General features: G+C 71.6%; 13 protein-coding genes. 8 read left to right on the forward strand and 5 right to left on the reverse strand.

Annotated elements, in window-relative coordinates; genetic code table 11:
* Position 1 precedes the first annotated feature (1 nt).
* The 5 genes from AB0B45_RS22665 (at position 2) to AB0B45_RS22685 (ending at position 6,664) form a co-directional block, all read left to right on the forward strand.
* Positions 2 to 811 carry an alpha/beta hydrolase gene (locus tag AB0B45_RS22665; RefSeq protein WP_358133531.1) on the forward strand — a complete coding sequence of 270 codons (810 nt, stop codon included), beginning with the start codon at positions 2 to 4 and terminating at the stop codon, positions 809 to 811.
* An 82-nt stretch (positions 812 to 893) separates the two neighbouring features.
* Positions 894 to 1,175: a hypothetical protein gene (locus AB0B45_RS22670; RefSeq protein WP_358133534.1), complete on the forward strand. Its 282-nt coding sequence runs from the start codon at positions 894 to 896 to the stop codon at positions 1,173 to 1,175.
* Positions 1,176 to 1,451: 276 nt separating this feature from the next.
* A complete protein-coding gene (locus AB0B45_RS22675) occupies positions 1,452 to 2,063 on the forward strand; it encodes a hypothetical protein (RefSeq protein WP_358133536.1) in 612 nt (203 codons plus the stop codon).
* A gap of 174 nt (positions 2,064 to 2,237) precedes the next feature.
* The gene (locus tag AB0B45_RS22680) at positions 2,238 to 6,437 is read left to right on the forward strand and encodes a cation-translocating P-type ATPase (protein WP_358133538.1); all 4,200 of its coding nucleotides are present in this window, start codon (positions 2,238 to 2,240) and stop codon (positions 6,435 to 6,437) included.
* 101 nt (positions 6,438 to 6,538) lie between these two features.
* Positions 6,539 to 6,664: a hypothetical protein gene (locus AB0B45_RS22685; protein WP_358133541.1), complete on the forward strand. Its 126-nt coding sequence runs from the start codon at positions 6,539 to 6,541 to the stop codon at positions 6,662 to 6,664.
* Between the two features lie 12 nt (positions 6,665 to 6,676).
* Here AB0B45_RS22685 and AB0B45_RS22690 read toward each other — a convergent pair whose 3' ends face one another.
* Positions 6,677 to 8,002 (reverse strand): M28 family peptidase, encoded by a 1,326-nt coding sequence (locus AB0B45_RS22690; protein WP_358133543.1) that lies wholly within the window; start codon positions 8,000 to 8,002, stop codon positions 6,677 to 6,679.
* Positions 7,999 to 9,345: a glycoside-pentoside-hexuronide (GPH):cation symporter gene (locus AB0B45_RS22695; RefSeq protein ID WP_358133546.1), complete on the reverse strand. Its 1,347-nt coding sequence runs from the start codon at positions 9,343 to 9,345 to the stop codon at positions 7,999 to 8,001. The genes AB0B45_RS22690 and AB0B45_RS22695 overlap by 4 nt, the downstream gene beginning before the upstream one ends.
* Before the next feature lie 76 nt (positions 9,346 to 9,421).
* On the opposite strand from AB0B45_RS22695, the gene AB0B45_RS22700 reads away from it, so the two are divergent.
* Together AB0B45_RS22700 and AB0B45_RS22705 are read left to right on the forward strand one after the other, a co-directional pair.
* On the forward strand, positions 9,422 to 10,204 hold the full coding sequence (locus tag AB0B45_RS22700; protein ID WP_358133547.1) for a GntR family transcriptional regulator: 783 nt from the start codon (positions 9,422 to 9,424) through the stop codon (positions 10,202 to 10,204).
* Positions 10,201 to 12,246: a hypothetical protein gene (locus AB0B45_RS22705; RefSeq protein ID WP_358133549.1), complete on the forward strand. Its 2,046-nt coding sequence runs from the start codon at positions 10,201 to 10,203 to the stop codon at positions 12,244 to 12,246. Before AB0B45_RS22700 ends, AB0B45_RS22705 begins: the two co-directional genes overlap by 4 nt.
* 14 nt (positions 12,247 to 12,260) lie before the next feature.
* On the opposite strand, the gene AB0B45_RS22710 is transcribed toward AB0B45_RS22705, so the two are convergent.
* The 3 genes from AB0B45_RS22710 to AB0B45_RS22720 form a co-directional block, all read right to left on the reverse strand.
* Positions 12,261 to 13,088 (reverse strand): alpha/beta hydrolase, encoded by an 828-nt coding sequence (locus AB0B45_RS22710; RefSeq protein WP_358133552.1) that lies wholly within the window; start codon positions 13,086 to 13,088, stop codon positions 12,261 to 12,263.
* Positions 13,089 to 13,154: 66 nt separating this feature from the next.
* A complete protein-coding gene (locus tag AB0B45_RS22715) occupies positions 13,155 to 13,388 on the reverse strand; it encodes a hypothetical protein (RefSeq protein ID WP_358133554.1) in 234 nt (77 codons plus the stop codon).
* Between the two features lie 117 nt (positions 13,389 to 13,505).
* Positions 13,506 to 14,363, reverse strand: a complete 858-nt coding sequence (locus AB0B45_RS22720; RefSeq protein WP_358133557.1) for a serine protease — start codon at positions 14,361 to 14,363, stop codon at positions 13,506 to 13,508.
* A 302-nt stretch (positions 14,364 to 14,665) separates the two neighbouring features.
* Here AB0B45_RS22720 and pstS point away from each other — a divergent pair, with 302 nt between their 5' ends.
* Positions 14,666 to 15,706: a phosphate ABC transporter substrate-binding protein PstS gene (gene pstS, locus AB0B45_RS22725; RefSeq protein ID WP_358133560.1), complete on the forward strand. Its 1,041-nt coding sequence runs from the start codon at positions 14,666 to 14,668 to the stop codon at positions 15,704 to 15,706.
* The last annotated feature ends 105 nt before the right edge of the window (positions 15,707 to 15,811 follow it).

Genomic DNA, 15,811 nt, shown 5'->3' on the forward strand with positions numbered 1-15,811 from the left:
GATGTCATACCTGGAGTTGCCAGACGGTGTGCCGCTTTACTACGAAGACCACGGGTCTGGGCCTGCGGTGCTGCTCATCCACGGGTGGACGATGAACAGCACGTTCTGGGGACAGAACGTGGGCGCGCTCAGCGGGTCCAATCGGGTCATCACTGTAGACCTGCGCGGGCATGGTTTGTCTGGGAAAACAGATGATGGCCACACTTTGTCGCAATACGCCCGCGACGTTCGCGGCCTGCTGCAGCACCTGCAGGTACGCGACGTGTCCATGGTGGGCTGGTCGATGGGCGCCGCGGTCATCCTGTCCTACGTCCAGCAGTTCGGCTGCGACCTGCTGCGCTCGGCGGCCTTCGTCGACCAGTCGCCGCGCTTCCTCGACGGAGAGGGCTGGGACTTCCCGCTGCTCGGCGGCTACTCCACGACCGACCTCGCCGTCTTCGCGCAGGGCGTCCGCTATGCCAGGCCGAGCGTGATCAAGCCGTTCATCGCCGCGTGCTTCGCGGAGACGCCGCCGGCCGAGGTGATCGACGCGATCTACGCCGAGACCACCAAGATGGCCACGTCGGCGGCCCTGTCGATCTGGTACGACATGGCCTACGCCGATCTGCGTCCCGTTCTGCCGGAGCTCTCCGTGCCGACCCTCCTGATGTACGGCGCCCGCAGCAAGATCTTCCCTGGCGACCTCGACGAGTGGCTGGCAGGCCGGCTGCCGAAGGCGCAGGTGGCCAGGTTCGACAACAGCGGCCACGCCCCGTTCAGCGAGGAGCCCGACAAGTTCAACGACACACTGGGCGCATTCCTGCGTTCCTGACGCATAGCCGTGGATCGGACTCACAAGGGTGAGAGGACGTGTCTCGACTGACCCGCAGGTGGCAGCGGCGAGGGAGTGGCAGGTGACCCGGATAGCGCCCGCCGGCGCCGCCGACCTGGCGCAGCTCGACCAGGAGCACCGGCTCGTCCGGCTGCGCGACCAGCTCGTCCTGCTCGGCGTCAACGCCGAGCTCCGGGACGACAACACCGCCCTCATGGTGCACCGGCCCGCTCCCGGCCTGCCGGTGTGGGTCTTCGTCGGCTACGGCGGAGTCAGCTACTCCTGGCAGAACGCCAACAAGCGGCACCCGGTCGACGATCCGCGGGGAGCGGCCGCTGTCCTGGCGGAGTACGTCGCCCGCTAGGCACGGCGTCGGGACGTGACGGCCATCCCGTGCTCCTACGAGCGCGGCGGTGGCCGTCGGCGAGCGGGGGCGCTCCGGATCATGGACCCATGCCGCCGGATGCGGAAGGAGTGCCACAAACCGGATATCTGACCATAAAACTGGGCACGGAACCCTTATTCGTATTACGCGGCCTCGCGAAGGATCGATAGACGAGGGTCGCCTCGGTGCTCGCGGTGCGTCGGCCGCGCCGGAGCACGCGCGCGGCGTCCGACGTCCTCGAGTGGGGGAGGAACCATGGCCGTTGCCCAGTCTCGAGCGCGCTCGTCCAAAGAGCTCAAGCTCGACCTGCCGATGCTCAGCATCCAGGTCCGCCCTCCGGATCTGCGGATGCCGAACCTGACGATGCCGCACGTCGAGATGCCGCATCTGCAGCTGCCGCGCATGTCCCGGCAAGAGGTCGGTCATGCCGTGGACGTGGCCAGGACGTTCCTGCCCCCGCCCGAGCGCATCGCCTACTACGGCGCGCTCGGCGTGCTGGCGGCCGTCGGCGTGCTCGAGTGGCCGGTGGCCGCCGCCATCGGCGCGGGGACGATGATCGCGCGGCGCCGGCGCGAAGGGGAAGAGGAGAGCGGCTCACCGGCCCGCAGGACGCAGGCATCCCCTCCCGCCGACGAGCGGAGCCCCGCCGCGGCAGGCGCGACCGCCGCCCCGAAGCGCGCCGCCTCGGCGAGGAGGACCGCCGCCCCGAAGCGCGCCACCTCGGGAAGGAGCGCCGCTTCGACGAGGAGCACCACTTCGTCGACCCCGGCGTCGAAGAGCACCACCGCCGCCTCGAAGAGGGCCTCCTCCACCACGTCCCGAGGCGCTCGGAAGAGCACCGCGGGACGCGCGCGGTCGGGCGGGTGAGATCCGGGTTGCCACGTGCTCTGAACAGCCTGCGTGCCTGCACGGTTCCGCCAAGGGGGCGGCATGTGGTCGCTCCCCGTTGACGCGGTCTTGAGCATGCTCCCCGAACCGGCGCGGAGGATGCTCCCGCGCCCCCGCCGGATACAGAAGTGCGCGGGGGGAGTCCGCATCGAAGTGAGGCGGATCGGCGGCCCCGGCACGGACCCGGCCGCGCGGGCCCTCGAGGACCGGCTGCGCTCGGCCGGTGCGCACCGGGCCGAGGTGAACGGCGCGCTCGGCTGCGTGTTCGTGGGCTGCGACGCCTCCACCGCCGATCTGGACAAGCTCGTGGCCATCGTCGACGAACTCGACGTGGACGAAGGTCCCGCCGCCGGCCTGACGGCGCTCGACGGCGTGGAGCAGCAGGCCCGCGCCGCGGTGAGCCTGGGCCTGCACCTTGTCGGCACAGGGCTCGCCCTGGCCGGGCAGGTCGCTCGCCTGCCGAAGCTGCCGCCTGCCGTGCCCGCCGTCCTGTCGCTGGCCGAGCACACCCCTCGGATCCGGCGGGAGCTGGAGCGGTACATGGGCAGGCCCGCCACGGACGCGTTGGTGGCGTCGTCTCGCGTCGTCACCCAGACCCTGTCGATGCGGCCTCTGGGGATGCTCATCGACTCCGTCGCCGCGGCCGGCCGCTACATCGACTCGTGCGCGGGGCGCCGAGCATGGGAGTTGCGCGAGGAGGAGTTCGCCGACGCCGACGGGTCCTACCGTCACACCCGGGTCGCGGAGCGGCCCCGCCCCGTTCCACTGCCGCGCGGACCCGTCGAGCGGTACGCCGACGCCGCGAGCGCCGCCGCGGTGGCGGCGCACGGTGTCACCGCCGTGGTGAGCCGCGATCACGAGCGAGGGCTCTCCGTGCTCATCACGGGGATCCCGAAGGCCGCGCACGTCGGCAGGGACGCCTTCGGCAGCGCTCTCGTGCGCGCCCTCGCCGGACGCGGCGGGATGGTGCTCCACCGCGACGCGTTGCGCCGCATGGATCGTGTCGACACGGTCCTCCTCGACGCCGCCGCGCTGACCACGGGCGCGTGGACGATCGACGGTGTCGTCCCGCTGGACGCGGACGAGGACCTGGACGAGTTGCACGCGCGGCTCTACACGCTGCTCGACCTCACCGACCCCGCCGCCTCGCGCGAGCGCGACGGATGGGCGGCGGGGCCGTACTCGGCGGCGCGCGAACCCCCGGAAGTACGCGGGTGGCGCCGGCAGGGGGTACGGCCGGTCAGCGTCTCGCGGCACGGGACCCCGGTCGCCCTGGTCGGGCTGGCGCCCGAGCTCCACCCGCTGGCCGAGGCCGTGGTCGCCGCGGCCAAGGGCGCGGGCACCGTGTCCCTGGCAGGCGGGGAGGCGGGCCTCGGCGTGCGACTCGGTGTCGACCAGGTCGTCGACGGCGGCTCGCGGTTGCTCGCCTCGGTGCGGGCGCTGCAGTCCGAAGGACACGTCGTGGCCGTGGTGTCCGGCACGTCGAGGCGTGGCCTGCGCCAGGCCGACCTGGGCATCGGTGTGCTCAGGGGGGCACGGCGCGTTCCGTGGGACGCCGACGCGATCAGCGATCTCGACGGGGTCCACCTGCTGCTGCGCTCCGTGCCGTACGCGAAGAGGGCGAGCGGGCGCAGCGTAAGGCTGGCCGCGGCCGCCGGGGTCATCGGCGCGGGTCTGGCCGTTCTCGGCCCGGCAGGGACGGCGGTCGCACGGGCGCACCTGATACGCGACTGCACCTCGGTGGCCGCCCTGGTCACAGGGGAGTGGGTGGGACGCGACGTCAGGCGGACGGCGCCGCCGGCGCACGCCGACCTCACGCCGTGGCATGCGATGGCGGTGCCCGACGTTCTCGCGCTGCTGCGCACGTCGCCGCACGGGCTGACCGAGCACGAGGCCGCGCGCCGCCGGGGGAAGAGGGCGCAGCCGGAGTCCGCCGGGCCCACGTCACTGGCCATGGCGTCCGTGGAAGAGCTCGCCAACCCGCTGACCCCGGTCCTGGCCGCGGGCGCGGGCCTGTCGGCCTCGGTCGGTTCGGTCCTGGACGCCGTGCTGATCGGCGGCGTGCTGGTGGTCGACGCCGTCATCGGCGGGGCGCAGCGGCGCGGCGCCGACAGGGAGCTGCGCCGCCTCACCGAGATCACCGCCGTGCGGGTACGGCTGCGCAGGCCCGGCGGCGGTGTCTCCGGCGTCGCCGACGAGCTGGTGAACGGGGACGTCATCGAGCTGCGCGCCGGCGACGCCGTACCGGCCGACGGCAGGCTGGTCCAGGCGGTCGGCCTCGAGGTCGACGAGTCCACCCTGACCGGCGAGTCGCAGCTCGTGGCCAAGACCGCCGCGCCCACCGCCGCGGCCGCCATCGCGGATCGCCGATCGATGGTGTACGAGGGCACCACCGTCGCGGCCGGCCACGGTCTCGCCGTGGTCGTGGCCACGGGAGCGGAGACCGAGGCGGGCAGGACCGCGAGGCTGGCGGCGGACGGGCCGCTGGTGAGCGGCGTAGAGCTACGGCTGCGCAGGCTGAGCCGCAGGATCCTGCCCGCCGCGATCGGGTCGGGACTGGTCCTGATGGTGACCGGCCTCCTGCGCGGCTCGCCGCTGTCCGGGGCCCTCGCCCCCGCGGTGAGCCTGGCCGTCGCCGCGGTCCCCGAAGGGCTGCCGTTCATCGCCACCGTGGCCGAACTCGCCTCGAGCAGGCGGCTGTCCAAGCGCAACACCCTGGTCCGCAACCCGTCGACGATCGAGGCGCTGGGCCGGGTCGACGTGCTCTGCTTCGACAAGACGGGAACCCTGACCGAAGGCCGCATCAGCCTGCGACAGGTCTCGAACGGAAGCCGCGCCCGGGCGCTGGAGACGTTGACGCCGGAGCTGAAGGGGGTCGTCGGCGCGGCACTTCGGGCGGGGCCCCGCTTCGAGGGCGGGCGCGCCATCCCCCATCCCACGGACCGCGCCGTCGTGGAGGGCGCCGCCAAGCTGCACGTCACGCCCAAGGACGGCCTGCGGGAGTGGCACCGGGTCGACGAGCTGCCCTTCGAGCCCGCGCGCGGCTACCACGCGGTGCTCGGCCTGTCCGAGTCGGGCCATCTGCTGAGCGTCAAGGGCGCTCCCGAGGTCGTGCTCGGCCGCTGCACCCACCTGATCCGCGGCGGCAGGCCGGTCCCCATGGGCGTGAAGATCAGGCGTGAGCTGGAGAAGGAGGTGGACAGGCTCGCGTTGCAGGGCTTCCGCGTGCTCGCCGTCGCCGAGCGCGGGGCGTCCAGCCGCGCCGATCTCGACGAGGCCCGCATCGAGCGCCTGAGCTTCCTGGGGTTCCTCTGCCTTGCCGATCCCGTCCGGCCGACGGCGAAGCGGAGCGTCGACGGGCTGATGCGAGCCGGCGTGCGGGTCATCATGATCACCGGTGACCATCCCAGCACGGCCGAGGCAATCGCCGCCGAGATCCACGTCCTGAACGGCCAGCGGGTGATGACGGGACCCGAGCTGGAGCGGCTGGACGACGACGCCTTGACCGCGGCGCTGCCCGAGGTGGCCGTGTTCGCGCGCACCACGCCCGAGCACAAGGCCCGCATCATCTCCTGCCTGCGGCGCGCGGGCAAGGTGGTGGCCGTCACCGGTGACGGAGCCAATGACGTCCCCGCGATCAGGCTCGCCGACGTCGGCGTCGCCCTCGGACCGCGTGCCGCCCCCGCCGCCAGGGCCGCCGCCGACATCGTCGTGATCGACGACCGCATCGAGACGATCATCGACGCGATCACCGAGGGCCGGGCGATGTGGGGCTCGGTCCGCGACTCGCTCGGCATCCTGCTCGGCGGGAACGTCGGAGAGATCGCTTTCACGGTCGGCTCCAGCCTGCTGTCCAGGCGCAGCGCGCTGAACGCCCGCCAGTTGCTCCTGGTCAACCTGCTCACCGACATGCTGCCCGCCATGGCGGTGGCCGTTCGCCCTCCGAGCGCCGCGAGCCCGGAGAAACTGCTCGCCGAGGGGCCGGAGGTCTCGCTCGGCACGGCTCTGACCCGGGACATCTACGTGCGCGCCGTCACCACCACCGCGGCGGCGACCGCGGCGTGGCTGCTCGGCCGGATGACCGGCACGCAGGGCCGCGCGTCCACCGTCGGGCTCATCGGCCTGGTGGGAGCGCAACTGCTGCAGACGCTGACGGTGGGGGGCAGGGATCGGACGGTGTTCCTCGCGTCGGCGTCGTCGCTGGCCGCCCTCATGGTGATCGTCTCCGTCCCCGCTCTCAGCCAGGTCTTCGGCTGCCGTCCGATCGGTCCGTTCGGCTGGGCCATCGGGCTGGGGTGCGCCGTCGCGGCGGCGCTGGCGGCGGCGCTGATGGAGCGGGCGAGCGCGGAGTAGTCATCGGCGGTTCACCATACGGACACCAGAATCGTGGCCTTATAGCAATATTTGTGGTGAATTATCTTCCTAACGATCTGTTTAGCCACGTGAGGTATTCGGTGTCTGAATTTCTGGCTTCTGTGCTCGCGAAGGCGGCCATGATGCTCCTGGAGGCGCTGATCATGCGTATCGTCCAGGCCCTCGTCACGTCCCTCGTCGGCCGCGTCGCCTTCCGACCGGCCTGAGCCCCGCCCCGATCACCGGCCGTCCGGTGATCGGGTCCAGCCGTCGGTGCCGAGCACGATCCGGACGGCCGCCCTGGTGAGCGGCTCCAGGGCGGTCCGGTCGATCTTGTCGATGGTGTCGGCCGAGTCGAACAGGTACATCGGCGCGGCGAGGAAGTGGACCAGCGGCACCTGCTCGGGGAAGAAGAACGCGCCGTCCGTGAGCGGCATGGGGTCGAAGATGTCGGGCCGTACGACGAACGACCGGCGCAGGTCCTCCGCGACGAGCGTGTCGTGGACCAGCTTCTCCAGCCGGGGATCCTGGGTGGTGAACCACCAGCGGGGCTCGGGATCGGCGGTCGGCGCCAGGGCGCCGTCGACGATCTCGCACCGCAGGGCGGCGTGCTCCAGGTGGAGCTGGAGCACGACCCTGCCGAGGAGATCCCTGTTGGCCGCGATGAAGGCCCTGGTGCCCGCCGCGTGGGCCATGTGCCCCGCGGTGAGCAGGAACAGCAGGTTGTGCGGCCGCCGCTCAGGCGGCACCTGCGACCAGTACCGGGCGGCGGCCAGCACGAGCGCCACGCCCGAGGCGTCCTCCACAGCCGAGGCCCATGGCGCGTCGTGGTGCGACCCGATGATCACCCACTGGTCGGAGCGGCCCGGCAGCACTCCGGTCACGTTGTGCGACACGGCCGGCCGTACCTCCGCCTCGACGCTGAGCGTCGCGGTGCACGGTCCCTCGGACATGAGGGCGAGCAGCCTGCGGGAGTCGTCGCGTGACAGCCAGACCGCGGGGATGGGCCTGCGGACCGCGTCGTAGGGCACGTAGTGGTCGCGGCTCTCCCACGGCATGCCGGTGAACGCGCCGACGAATCCCGCGGCGCCGGCCTCGATCGCCGCCCGGAGGCCGGCCATCGCGTCCAGGTCCATGGGCAGGATCTGCTCGAGGTGGTCGAAGACGCCCTCAGGATCGTAGAACGACGTCGCGGCCTCACGCAGCAACGACTGGGGGAGCCGGCCGAGCGCGCACTCCCGCACCACGATCGCCCCGTGCTCGGGCGCGCGGGCCAGCGGTGCCGTCACCCGCGCCTTCTCCATCGTGTACGGCAGCGCGAACGCCGCCACCTCGACGATCCTGTCCGGGTCGGCGTCGAGACGGGCCCGCAGCGTGGCGCCGACAGGGTGCCAGGCTTCCAGCTCGACAGGCGGCAGCCGGACGTCCCACAGCCCGAAGTCCCTGAACAGCCCCGCCGCCCACTCAGCCACCCGGTCGTCGGCCGGGTACCCGGGGCGGCGGACGCCTTCCGCGACCACCGTCTCGATCCACTCCATCATCTGGGCCGCACTGGGCACGATCACGAAAGAGCCTCCTGGCGTCGTTCGGCGAGCTCGGCCGCGACCCGCTCCGACAGTTCCCTGGTCACGGGGTAGGCGAGGAAGACCGTGGCGCCGGCCAGCAGCACGGCGGCAGGCAGCAGCGTCATCGCGAAGACGATCCCGTCCAGCGCCTGTTCGCTCTGCCTGGCGCCGCCCACGTAGCCGGTGAGCGCGAGCGTGTAGGCCACCATCGCGCCGCCCAGCCCCGCGCCCGCCTTGGCGGCGAAGGCGGCCAGCGAGGTGAACGCGCCCTCCGCGCGGTCGCCGAAGCGCCATTCGGCGTAGTCCACGAGCTCGGCGATGGTGGCGTTGGCCGCGGTGAGCGTCGCGCCGCCGCCCACGGCCGTCAGCCCCATCAGGACGAGGACCAGCGTGACGTTCGAGTGCGCCAGCCAGATCACCACGGACGGCGCGGCCGACAGCGTCAGCGCGCCCAGCAGGGCGGCCTTGAGCCCGATGCGCCGGATCAGCGCAGGCACCAGCAGCGCGCCCAGCATCGTGGGCGGCACCATGGCCAGGGCCGCGATGCTGATCAGCGACCTGTCACCCACGTTGTAGGTGAAGTAGTAGACGCTGGCGCCGCCGGCCGCGATGGCGGTCGAGGCGCTGAGCTTGGCCGTGACCAGGACCATCGCCGCCCTGTTCGTCAGGATGAGGGTGACCAGCCGGCGCAGGCCGTACCGCTGCGGGTTCACCGGGCGGACGCGCTCGCGCACCCTTCCCGGCACGATCGCCATGATGACCAGCGACGCGAGGACCAGGCACAGGGCCCAGACCTGCCAGCCCGTCCGCTCGTCGGCGAACGAGGAGACCACCGGGATGGTCGCCACGTTGATCGTCAGCACGCCGAGGATCCGCCCGAACGTCGACAGTCCCGCCAGGCGCGACCGCTCGGCCGTGTCGGCGGCCATCGTCGGCAGCAGGGAGATGAACGGCAGGTCGACCAGGTCCGCGACGAAGCCCCAGATCAGGTAGGTGACCCAGGCGGCCAGCAGCGGCCACGGCGTCCAGAGGGGAGCGAAGAAGACCGAGAGGAAGCTGGCGGAGGCCAGGAGAGCGCCGGTGAACAGGTACGGGCGGTAGCGGCCGCCGCGCCTTTCGGGGAGATGGTCGATCACGTACCCCATGAACGGGTCGCCGACCGCGTCCAGGAGCCTGGCCGCCAGGAGCAGCGTGCCGACGGCCGACGCGGCCAGCCCGACCACGTCGGTGAGGTAGATGAGGATGTAGGAGCCGATGGTCCCGCTCAGGAGGTTGATCCCGAAACCGCCGCCGAAATAGGCGAACCGCTCGCCCCTCAACGTCTGCCCAGTTAAGACGGCCATGACCGAGCACCTCCGTTGACACGGACACTGTTGGCGGAAAAGATACGGTCGTCCGTACAAATTGGGAAGAGGGCGGATGACCGACATCGACTGGGCGCGGCGGCTGGCACTCGAGCCTGGCGCTGCCGTACCGCTCTACTACCAGTTGCGCGAGCGCCTGCGCGCGGTGATCGCCGACTGCGCCCCCGACACCCCCATCCCCGCGGAGAAGGACCTGATGGCCTTCGCGGGGGTCAGCAGGGCGACCGCGCGGCGGGCGATCGGCGACCTGGTCCAGGAGGGCCTGCTGGTGGCCAGGCAGGGCAGCGGCACCTACACCGCGCCGCTCGGGGTCGCCGCCGAGCTGGGTGCCAGGCCCGCCGGCTTCACCGAGACGATGGCGCGGCTGGGGCGCAAGCCAACCACGCGGGTGCTGGAGGCGAAGCCGCGGCCCTGCCCCGCCGCCGTGGCGCCCACGCTCGGTCTCGACGCCGGAGCGGAGATCGTGTTCCTGGAGCGGCTCAGGCTCCTCGACGGCGAGCCGTGCATGATCGAGAGCGCCCATCTGCCCGCGGAGCTGGTGCCGGGCATCCTCGACGAGGATCTGACCGGCTCGCTGTACGGCCTGCTGCGGCTCAGGTACGGGCTGAGCCCCGCCTCGGGCAGGGAGACGATCGGCGCGGTCAACGCCGACTACCGCCTGGCCGGGCTGCTGCACGTCCCCATCGCCGCGGCTCTCCTGGCGACCAGCAGGACCACGGCCACCGAGGCAGGGCTGCCCCTGGAGTACACGATCCGCCACGCCAGAGGCGATCTGGCCGTCTTCTCCGTCGAGCTCAACGACGCGAAGAACGTCCTGCTCGGCCAGGCCAGGCCATGAGCTCCTTCGGCGAGTGGACGCGCCTGCACGGCCTGCCCGCCTTCTTCTACACGATGGACCAGGAGCGCGACCCGCGCGCGTTATGGGACCCGATCCTGGACCCCCCGACGCGGCGGCACGTCGTCCACCTCGGCAACCGGCGGATCACACTGGTCGCCGACAACTTCGGCCGCTTCGACCTGTTCGACGAGCACACGGGGTTGCGGTGGCTGACCCGCGGCACCGGCGTGAGCAGGATCGGCGAGCTGTCCACCGCGGGATCCACGGCCGAGCGCCTGTTCGGGCCGACGTTCGCGGTGGTGCGGGTGGCCGACGAACGCGTGTCGCTCGAGCGCACGGTGCTCTGTCCCGAGGGGGAGCGGCCGTGGGTCCTCATCAGGCTGCGGGTGCGCAACCTGACCGGCGAGCCGGTACGGCTGACGCTGACCGAGGAGTGGGAGTCCAGCCCCGCCGACATCAGGCTGATCAGCGGTCCCGTGCCGGCGGCGGATCCTGGGCTCGAACTGGAACTGCTGGGCGGGGAAAGGACCGGGTCGGGGCGGCTCACCGTCACGCTCGACCTGGAGACCGAGGCGGTCATGGAGTTCCGCTACGGCCTGCTCGCCGAGGGCGCCGCAGGCTGCGAGGGCGTCGCAGGGTTGGAGGGGGCCGCCGGCTTGGGGGACGCCTCAGGCTCGGGGAGCGCCGACGGTTTCGAGGAGAGCCTGGCGAAGCTCGCCGCGCGGCTGCCGCGGGCGCATGCCGTCCAGGCTCCCGAGGCCGAGCGGGAGATCCCGTGGCACGCGGCGCTGCTGACGGGCGGCGCGTGCGCCGACGGCGTGCTCGGCGGGCACACGCTGGACCAGGGCTCGTGCTACTCGTTCAGGCACGGCTTCAACGGCGCCGCGCGCGATCCGCTGCAGCACGCGCTGCCGCTCGTGTACACCGAGCCCGACCTGGCCCTGTCCGTGCTGCGCAACACCTGCGCGTGGGGGAGCCCCGACGGGGACCTGCCGTACGCGCTGCGGCCGGACAAGTCGCCGTGGACCGATCTGTTCCGGCCGTCCGACCAGAACCTGTGGGCGCTGTGGCTCGGGGCGGAGTACCTGGCCGCGACGGGGGACGTGCGGGCGTTCGGCGAGGCCGTGCCGTACCACCCTGTGCACGCCGCGCGGGCGGTGCCGCTCGGGGAGAACCTGCGGCGGCAGTTCCGGTTCTTCGCCGACGTCGTGGGCCGGGGTGAGCACGGGCACGTGCGGATGCTCAACGCCGACTGGAACGACCTGGCGATCTCCATGAGCGGCGTGCCGAGGGAGGAGATGATCGAGCACGGCGAGTCCGTGCTGAACTCGGCGATGGCCGCCTGGGTGCTGCCTCGCTACGCGGCGCTGGCCGAGCGGCTGGGCGACCACGCGACGGGGGCCGAGGCGCGCAAGCTCGGCGAGGAGCTGCGGGACCTGGTCGCCGGCGAGTGGAACGGGCGCTGGTTCCGCCGCGCCTACGGTCCCGGAGCCGTGGTCGGCGAGAACGACCTGTGGCTGGAGGTCCAGCCCTGGGCGATCCTCTGCGGCGCCGCCTCGCCGGCGCGGGCCCGCGACCTGCTGGAACGGATCGAGGACACGGCCGCCGCGGCGTCGCCGCTGGGCGCCAGGGTCAGGTGGCCCGACGCGCCGGGAGCCGACGGCGCGATCTGGTACGCGATCAACATGACGCTCGTCTGGGCCGCCGCCGCGCACGCTCCCGAGCTCGGGTGGGCCTGGTGGCGGCGGATGTCGCTGGCCACGCACGCGGCGGCCTACCCCGACGTCTGGGAGGGCACGCTGTCAGGGCCCGACGCCTACCTGCCGCCCGAGTCCGTCCGCCCCGGACGCACCTGGGACCTGGCCGGCCTCGGCGTCGCCATGCAGGCCTACCCGGTGGCCAACCTGCACGCGCACGCCCAGCCGTTGCTGGCCTACCTGCGGCTCCTGGGCGTCGAACCCGACGTCTCCGGCGGCCTCCGCATCGGCGGCGGGGCCTCGTTCGAGAGCAGGGTGCTGACCGTCGGCCCCGCACTCCTCTGAAATGGATCGATCGGCTAGGGCAGGTTCTTCTGGGCCGCGTACTCCCATGAAGGGTTCGTGCCGATCTCGGGAGGGGAGCCGGCGAAGGCGCCTCGCGCGGTGGAGTCGCCCTGGAGGGTGTACATCAGCCAGGCGGTCAGGTATCCGAGGAAGCCGCCGCCCGAGCCCTGGATCGTGTTGTGCCCCGCCCCCTTGAGCATGGCCTTGGCGGCGGCGCCTGGGACGGCGTTGTAATAGCCCTGGACGGCCGAGTGCGGGGAGATCAGCCAGTCGTTGCTGCCGCTGAGGAACAGCACGGGACAGGTCAGCTGATCCACGGAGAACCTGTCTCCAGACCCCACCAGGCCGGGGGCGGGCAGGGAGATCGGCACCACCGACGTGATCAGGCCGCCCGACTTGGTGGCCGTGTTGACCGAGCCGCCCGCGCCCTGGGAGTGGCCGACGGCGCCGACCTTGGTCACGTCGAGCTTCCCGTAGAAGACGCTGGCCGCATCGGTGTTCCTGGCGACCAGGTAGCGCGCGGCGTCGATCATCTCCGAGCCGGTCCCCGTCGTCTTGTCCGTCGAGGCGACCACCGCGAAGCCCCAGGACGCGAGCTGGTTGAGCACGCCCGAATACTGCGACGGCACCGCGTTGGTCCCGTTGCCCCAGGTGATGATCGGGTGCTTGAAGCCTCCGCCGCCGAGGTCGGCCGGGTAGTAGAGCGTGTAGGCGGTGCCGACGTCGGCGGTGGTGACCGTCCACGGTCCCGCGACCTTGTAGCGGGACTCGATCGTGGCGGTGGCCCGCGCGGGGGAGACCATGATGCCCAGTAACAGCACCACGATGGCCAGAAGTCTCATACAGCCTCCACATGTTGTACGGATGACCGTATCTTTTGTGGAGGCGGGGCCGTTGTCAATGTTTGATCAACCGGTGGCGGTCCGCTTGCCGGGAGCCAGGATGCTGACGACGTTGGCCGCGACGCTGGCGGCGATGCTGAGCCACGCGCTCCATTCCAGTGACTCGCGACGGGCCGCTGCGTCGGGGTCACCGCCGAGGGCTCCGTCGCCCGGTACCCCAGGCCCGGCAACGTCGTCAGGCCGCTGCGCGACGCCGCGCCCGTCGCGGTACGGCTCGCCTGGTGGCGCGACGACCCGCACCCCGCCACGCCGACGGCCGTCGAACTCCTCACCCGGCTCTACTGAGAGGGATCAGGCGTCAGCCTCGACTGATGTCGCATCGCGTAGCCCCGCCGACCTGCCGCCACCGCGGCGTGTTCAGGAGGTGCTGTGCGACTCCGCCGCGATGGTGTCGGCGATCCAGGAGCGGTAGTGGGTCACGTCGGTCCAGATGCCGACGCCGGGACCGCCGTCGGGGTTGGTGGAGCAGCCGGCGCCGCCGTCCATACGGTCCTCGACGTCGTCGCCGTCACGCGAGGTGGCTCCGATCAGCTCCCACCTGCCGGCCACCATGCGGATCTGCGGGCCTCCCGAGTCGCCGTTGCAGGCGCTCGCCGCACGCCCCTGGCGCTCGCCGGTGCACAACTCGGAACCTGGGTGGAAGGCGTCGCACCTGCTGTCGGGCACGCGCACGGTGTCGAGCTCCTGCAGCCACTTGGGCTTGCAGGTGGGATCGTCCCTGTCCTCACACGTCAGGCCCCAGCCGATGACACGGGTAGGCTCGCCCACCCGGCCGGGGGCGTCGGCGATGCGAATGGGCTCGAAGGGCACCCGCCGGTCCAGCTGGACCAGGAGGATGTCGACGGCCCTGCCGCGTGGTCTCCACTCGGGATGGGTGACGAAGCGCTTGACGCCGACGAGGGCTCCGCCCTTGTCGCGGTCGAGGGAGCCGACCCGTACCTGGGTCCTGCCGGGCTTCATGAGCCCCTTGCAGTGCGCGGCGGTGACGACCCAGTCGGCCGCGACGAGGGAACCGCCGCAGTGGTGGTCGTCGCTCATTCCCTGCAGATAGAAGGAGACCATGAACGAGTAGGAGTCCGTCGCGGCCCGCCCGCCGATGATGGCAGGGCGGCCGGTGCCTGCGGCCGCGGCGGCCGTGGTGACGCCGGTCAGCGCGAGCCCGGCGGCCATGAGGGCGGCGAGCACCGCTGATCGTCTGCGAGTTGCCTTGAACACACACATCTCCATCAGTTGAGGGCGTGGCGGGGGAGACACCTGGAACGTTCCGCGATTCACTTACGGTTCTCCGGCTCGACTGATGGCGGCCGTATCGTCCCGCTACCCACCAGTTTGCACCGCTAACGTCCGGCAGAAGCGCCCACCGGCTCGGCATGCAAGGCTACCTGCGGCTTTGGGTGGAAATGACCCGCCGGACACCGGCCCGGCTTGACCTGTCGGTGACCGTACCTTGCATTCGATTTGCGAAGGGATTCACCAAGTCGGCCAAACTCCTCCATAACGTCGACTGTGTGCCAAAGATGACAGTAATCGCCGGGTCTCTGGCGCTGGCGGCCCTCACCTCGAGCGGCGGCTGCGTCACGGACTCGCCCGTGACCGTCATGACGGCCGGCGACATCGTCACCATCCACGCGTCGGGCTCGTCAGCGCAGCTCGGCGCGATGGAGGCGTGGCGCGCGGACTTCCAGAAGATCTATCCGAGGGCGCGGATCGACTACCGGCCCAACGGCTCGGGAGCGGGGGTGCGGGACTTCGCCAATGGCGTGACCGCGTTCGCCGGCTCCGACGTCGCGCTGAAGCCTGAGGAGCAGGCACTGGCGGACAAGCGCTGCGGCAGCCGCGCGCTCCACCTGCCGATGGTGGTGGGACCCATCGCCGTGGCCTACAACCTGCCGTCGGTACCCGGCCTCAAGCTCTCACCCGCCACCATGTCCGGCGTGTTCAGCGGGAGGATCACCCGATGGGACGCCGCTGAGATCGCCGCCGACAACCGTGGGGTCCGCCTGCCGCACGCGGGCATCAAGGTCCTGCATCGCTCCGACGACTCGGGCACCAGCCACAACTTCACCACCTACCTGAAGGCGGCGGGCGGCTGGCCGTACGAACCGTCCAAGAAGTGGCCCGCGCCGGGCCGCGGAGTCACGCGCTCCGGCGGCATCACCGACGCGGTCAAGGAGACCGAAGGCGCGATCGGCTACATGGAGTACGGCTTCGCCAGCAACGCCGAGCTGCAGATCGCGAAGGTGAAGAACGCCGCGGGCGAGTTCGTCACCCTGTCGCCGGAGAGCGCGAGCAAGAGCGTCGGCGGTGCCAGGCTGGTCGGCGAGGACGGCGATCTGACCATCGAACTGAACTACACGACCAAGAAGAAGGGCGCGTACCCGATCGTCCTGGTGACCCATGAGATCGCCTGCCGCAAAGGGGCGCACCCGCTGGTGCGCACGTTTTTCCGCTATACCGCGAGCAACGCGGGCCAGTCGTACCTGTCCCTGTTCGGCTACGCCCCGCTGCCGCCGGAAGTGATCGCCAAAGTGCGCGCCCAGATCGACGCAATGACGTAGCCCGCATGTCCTGACATCGGCGTCATAGCGTGCCCCGGCTCGTCCCTCGGCCGGTGAGCGGACGGTGAGGGAGCGGTGAGCCGTGCTCGGCAATCTCGAGACATC

It is taken from the genome of Nonomuraea sp. NPDC049152 (assembly GCF_040648355.1).
Lineage (GTDB): Bacteria > Actinomycetota > Actinomycetes > Streptosporangiales > Streptosporangiaceae > Nonomuraea.

Excerpts from the sequence above, each read along its gene's own strand:
- pstS (WP_358133560.1), top strand. The coding sequence starts at position 14,666 with ATGACAGTAATCGCCGGGTCTCTGGCGCTGGCGGCCCTCACCTCGAGC.
- AB0B45_RS22705 (WP_358133549.1), top strand. The coding sequence starts at position 10,201 with ATGAGCTCCTTCGGCGAGTGGACGCGCCTGCACGGCCTGCCCGCCTTC.
- AB0B45_RS22695 (WP_358133546.1), bottom strand. The coding sequence starts at position 9,345 with ATGGCCGTCTTAACTGGGCAGACGTTGAGGGGCGAGCGGTTCGCCTAT.
- AB0B45_RS22700 (WP_358133547.1), top strand. The coding sequence starts at position 9,422 with ATGACCGACATCGACTGGGCGCGGCGGCTGGCACTCGAGCCTGGCGCT.
- AB0B45_RS22675 (WP_358133536.1), top strand. The coding sequence starts at position 1,452 with ATGGCCGTTGCCCAGTCTCGAGCGCGCTCGTCCAAAGAGCTCAAGCTC.
- AB0B45_RS22665 (WP_358133531.1), top strand. The coding sequence starts at position 2 with ATGTCATACCTGGAGTTGCCAGACGGTGTGCCGCTTTACTACGAAGAC.
- AB0B45_RS22710 (WP_358133552.1), bottom strand. The coding sequence starts at position 13,088 with ATGAGACTTCTGGCCATCGTGGTGCTGTTACTGGGCATCATGGTCTCC.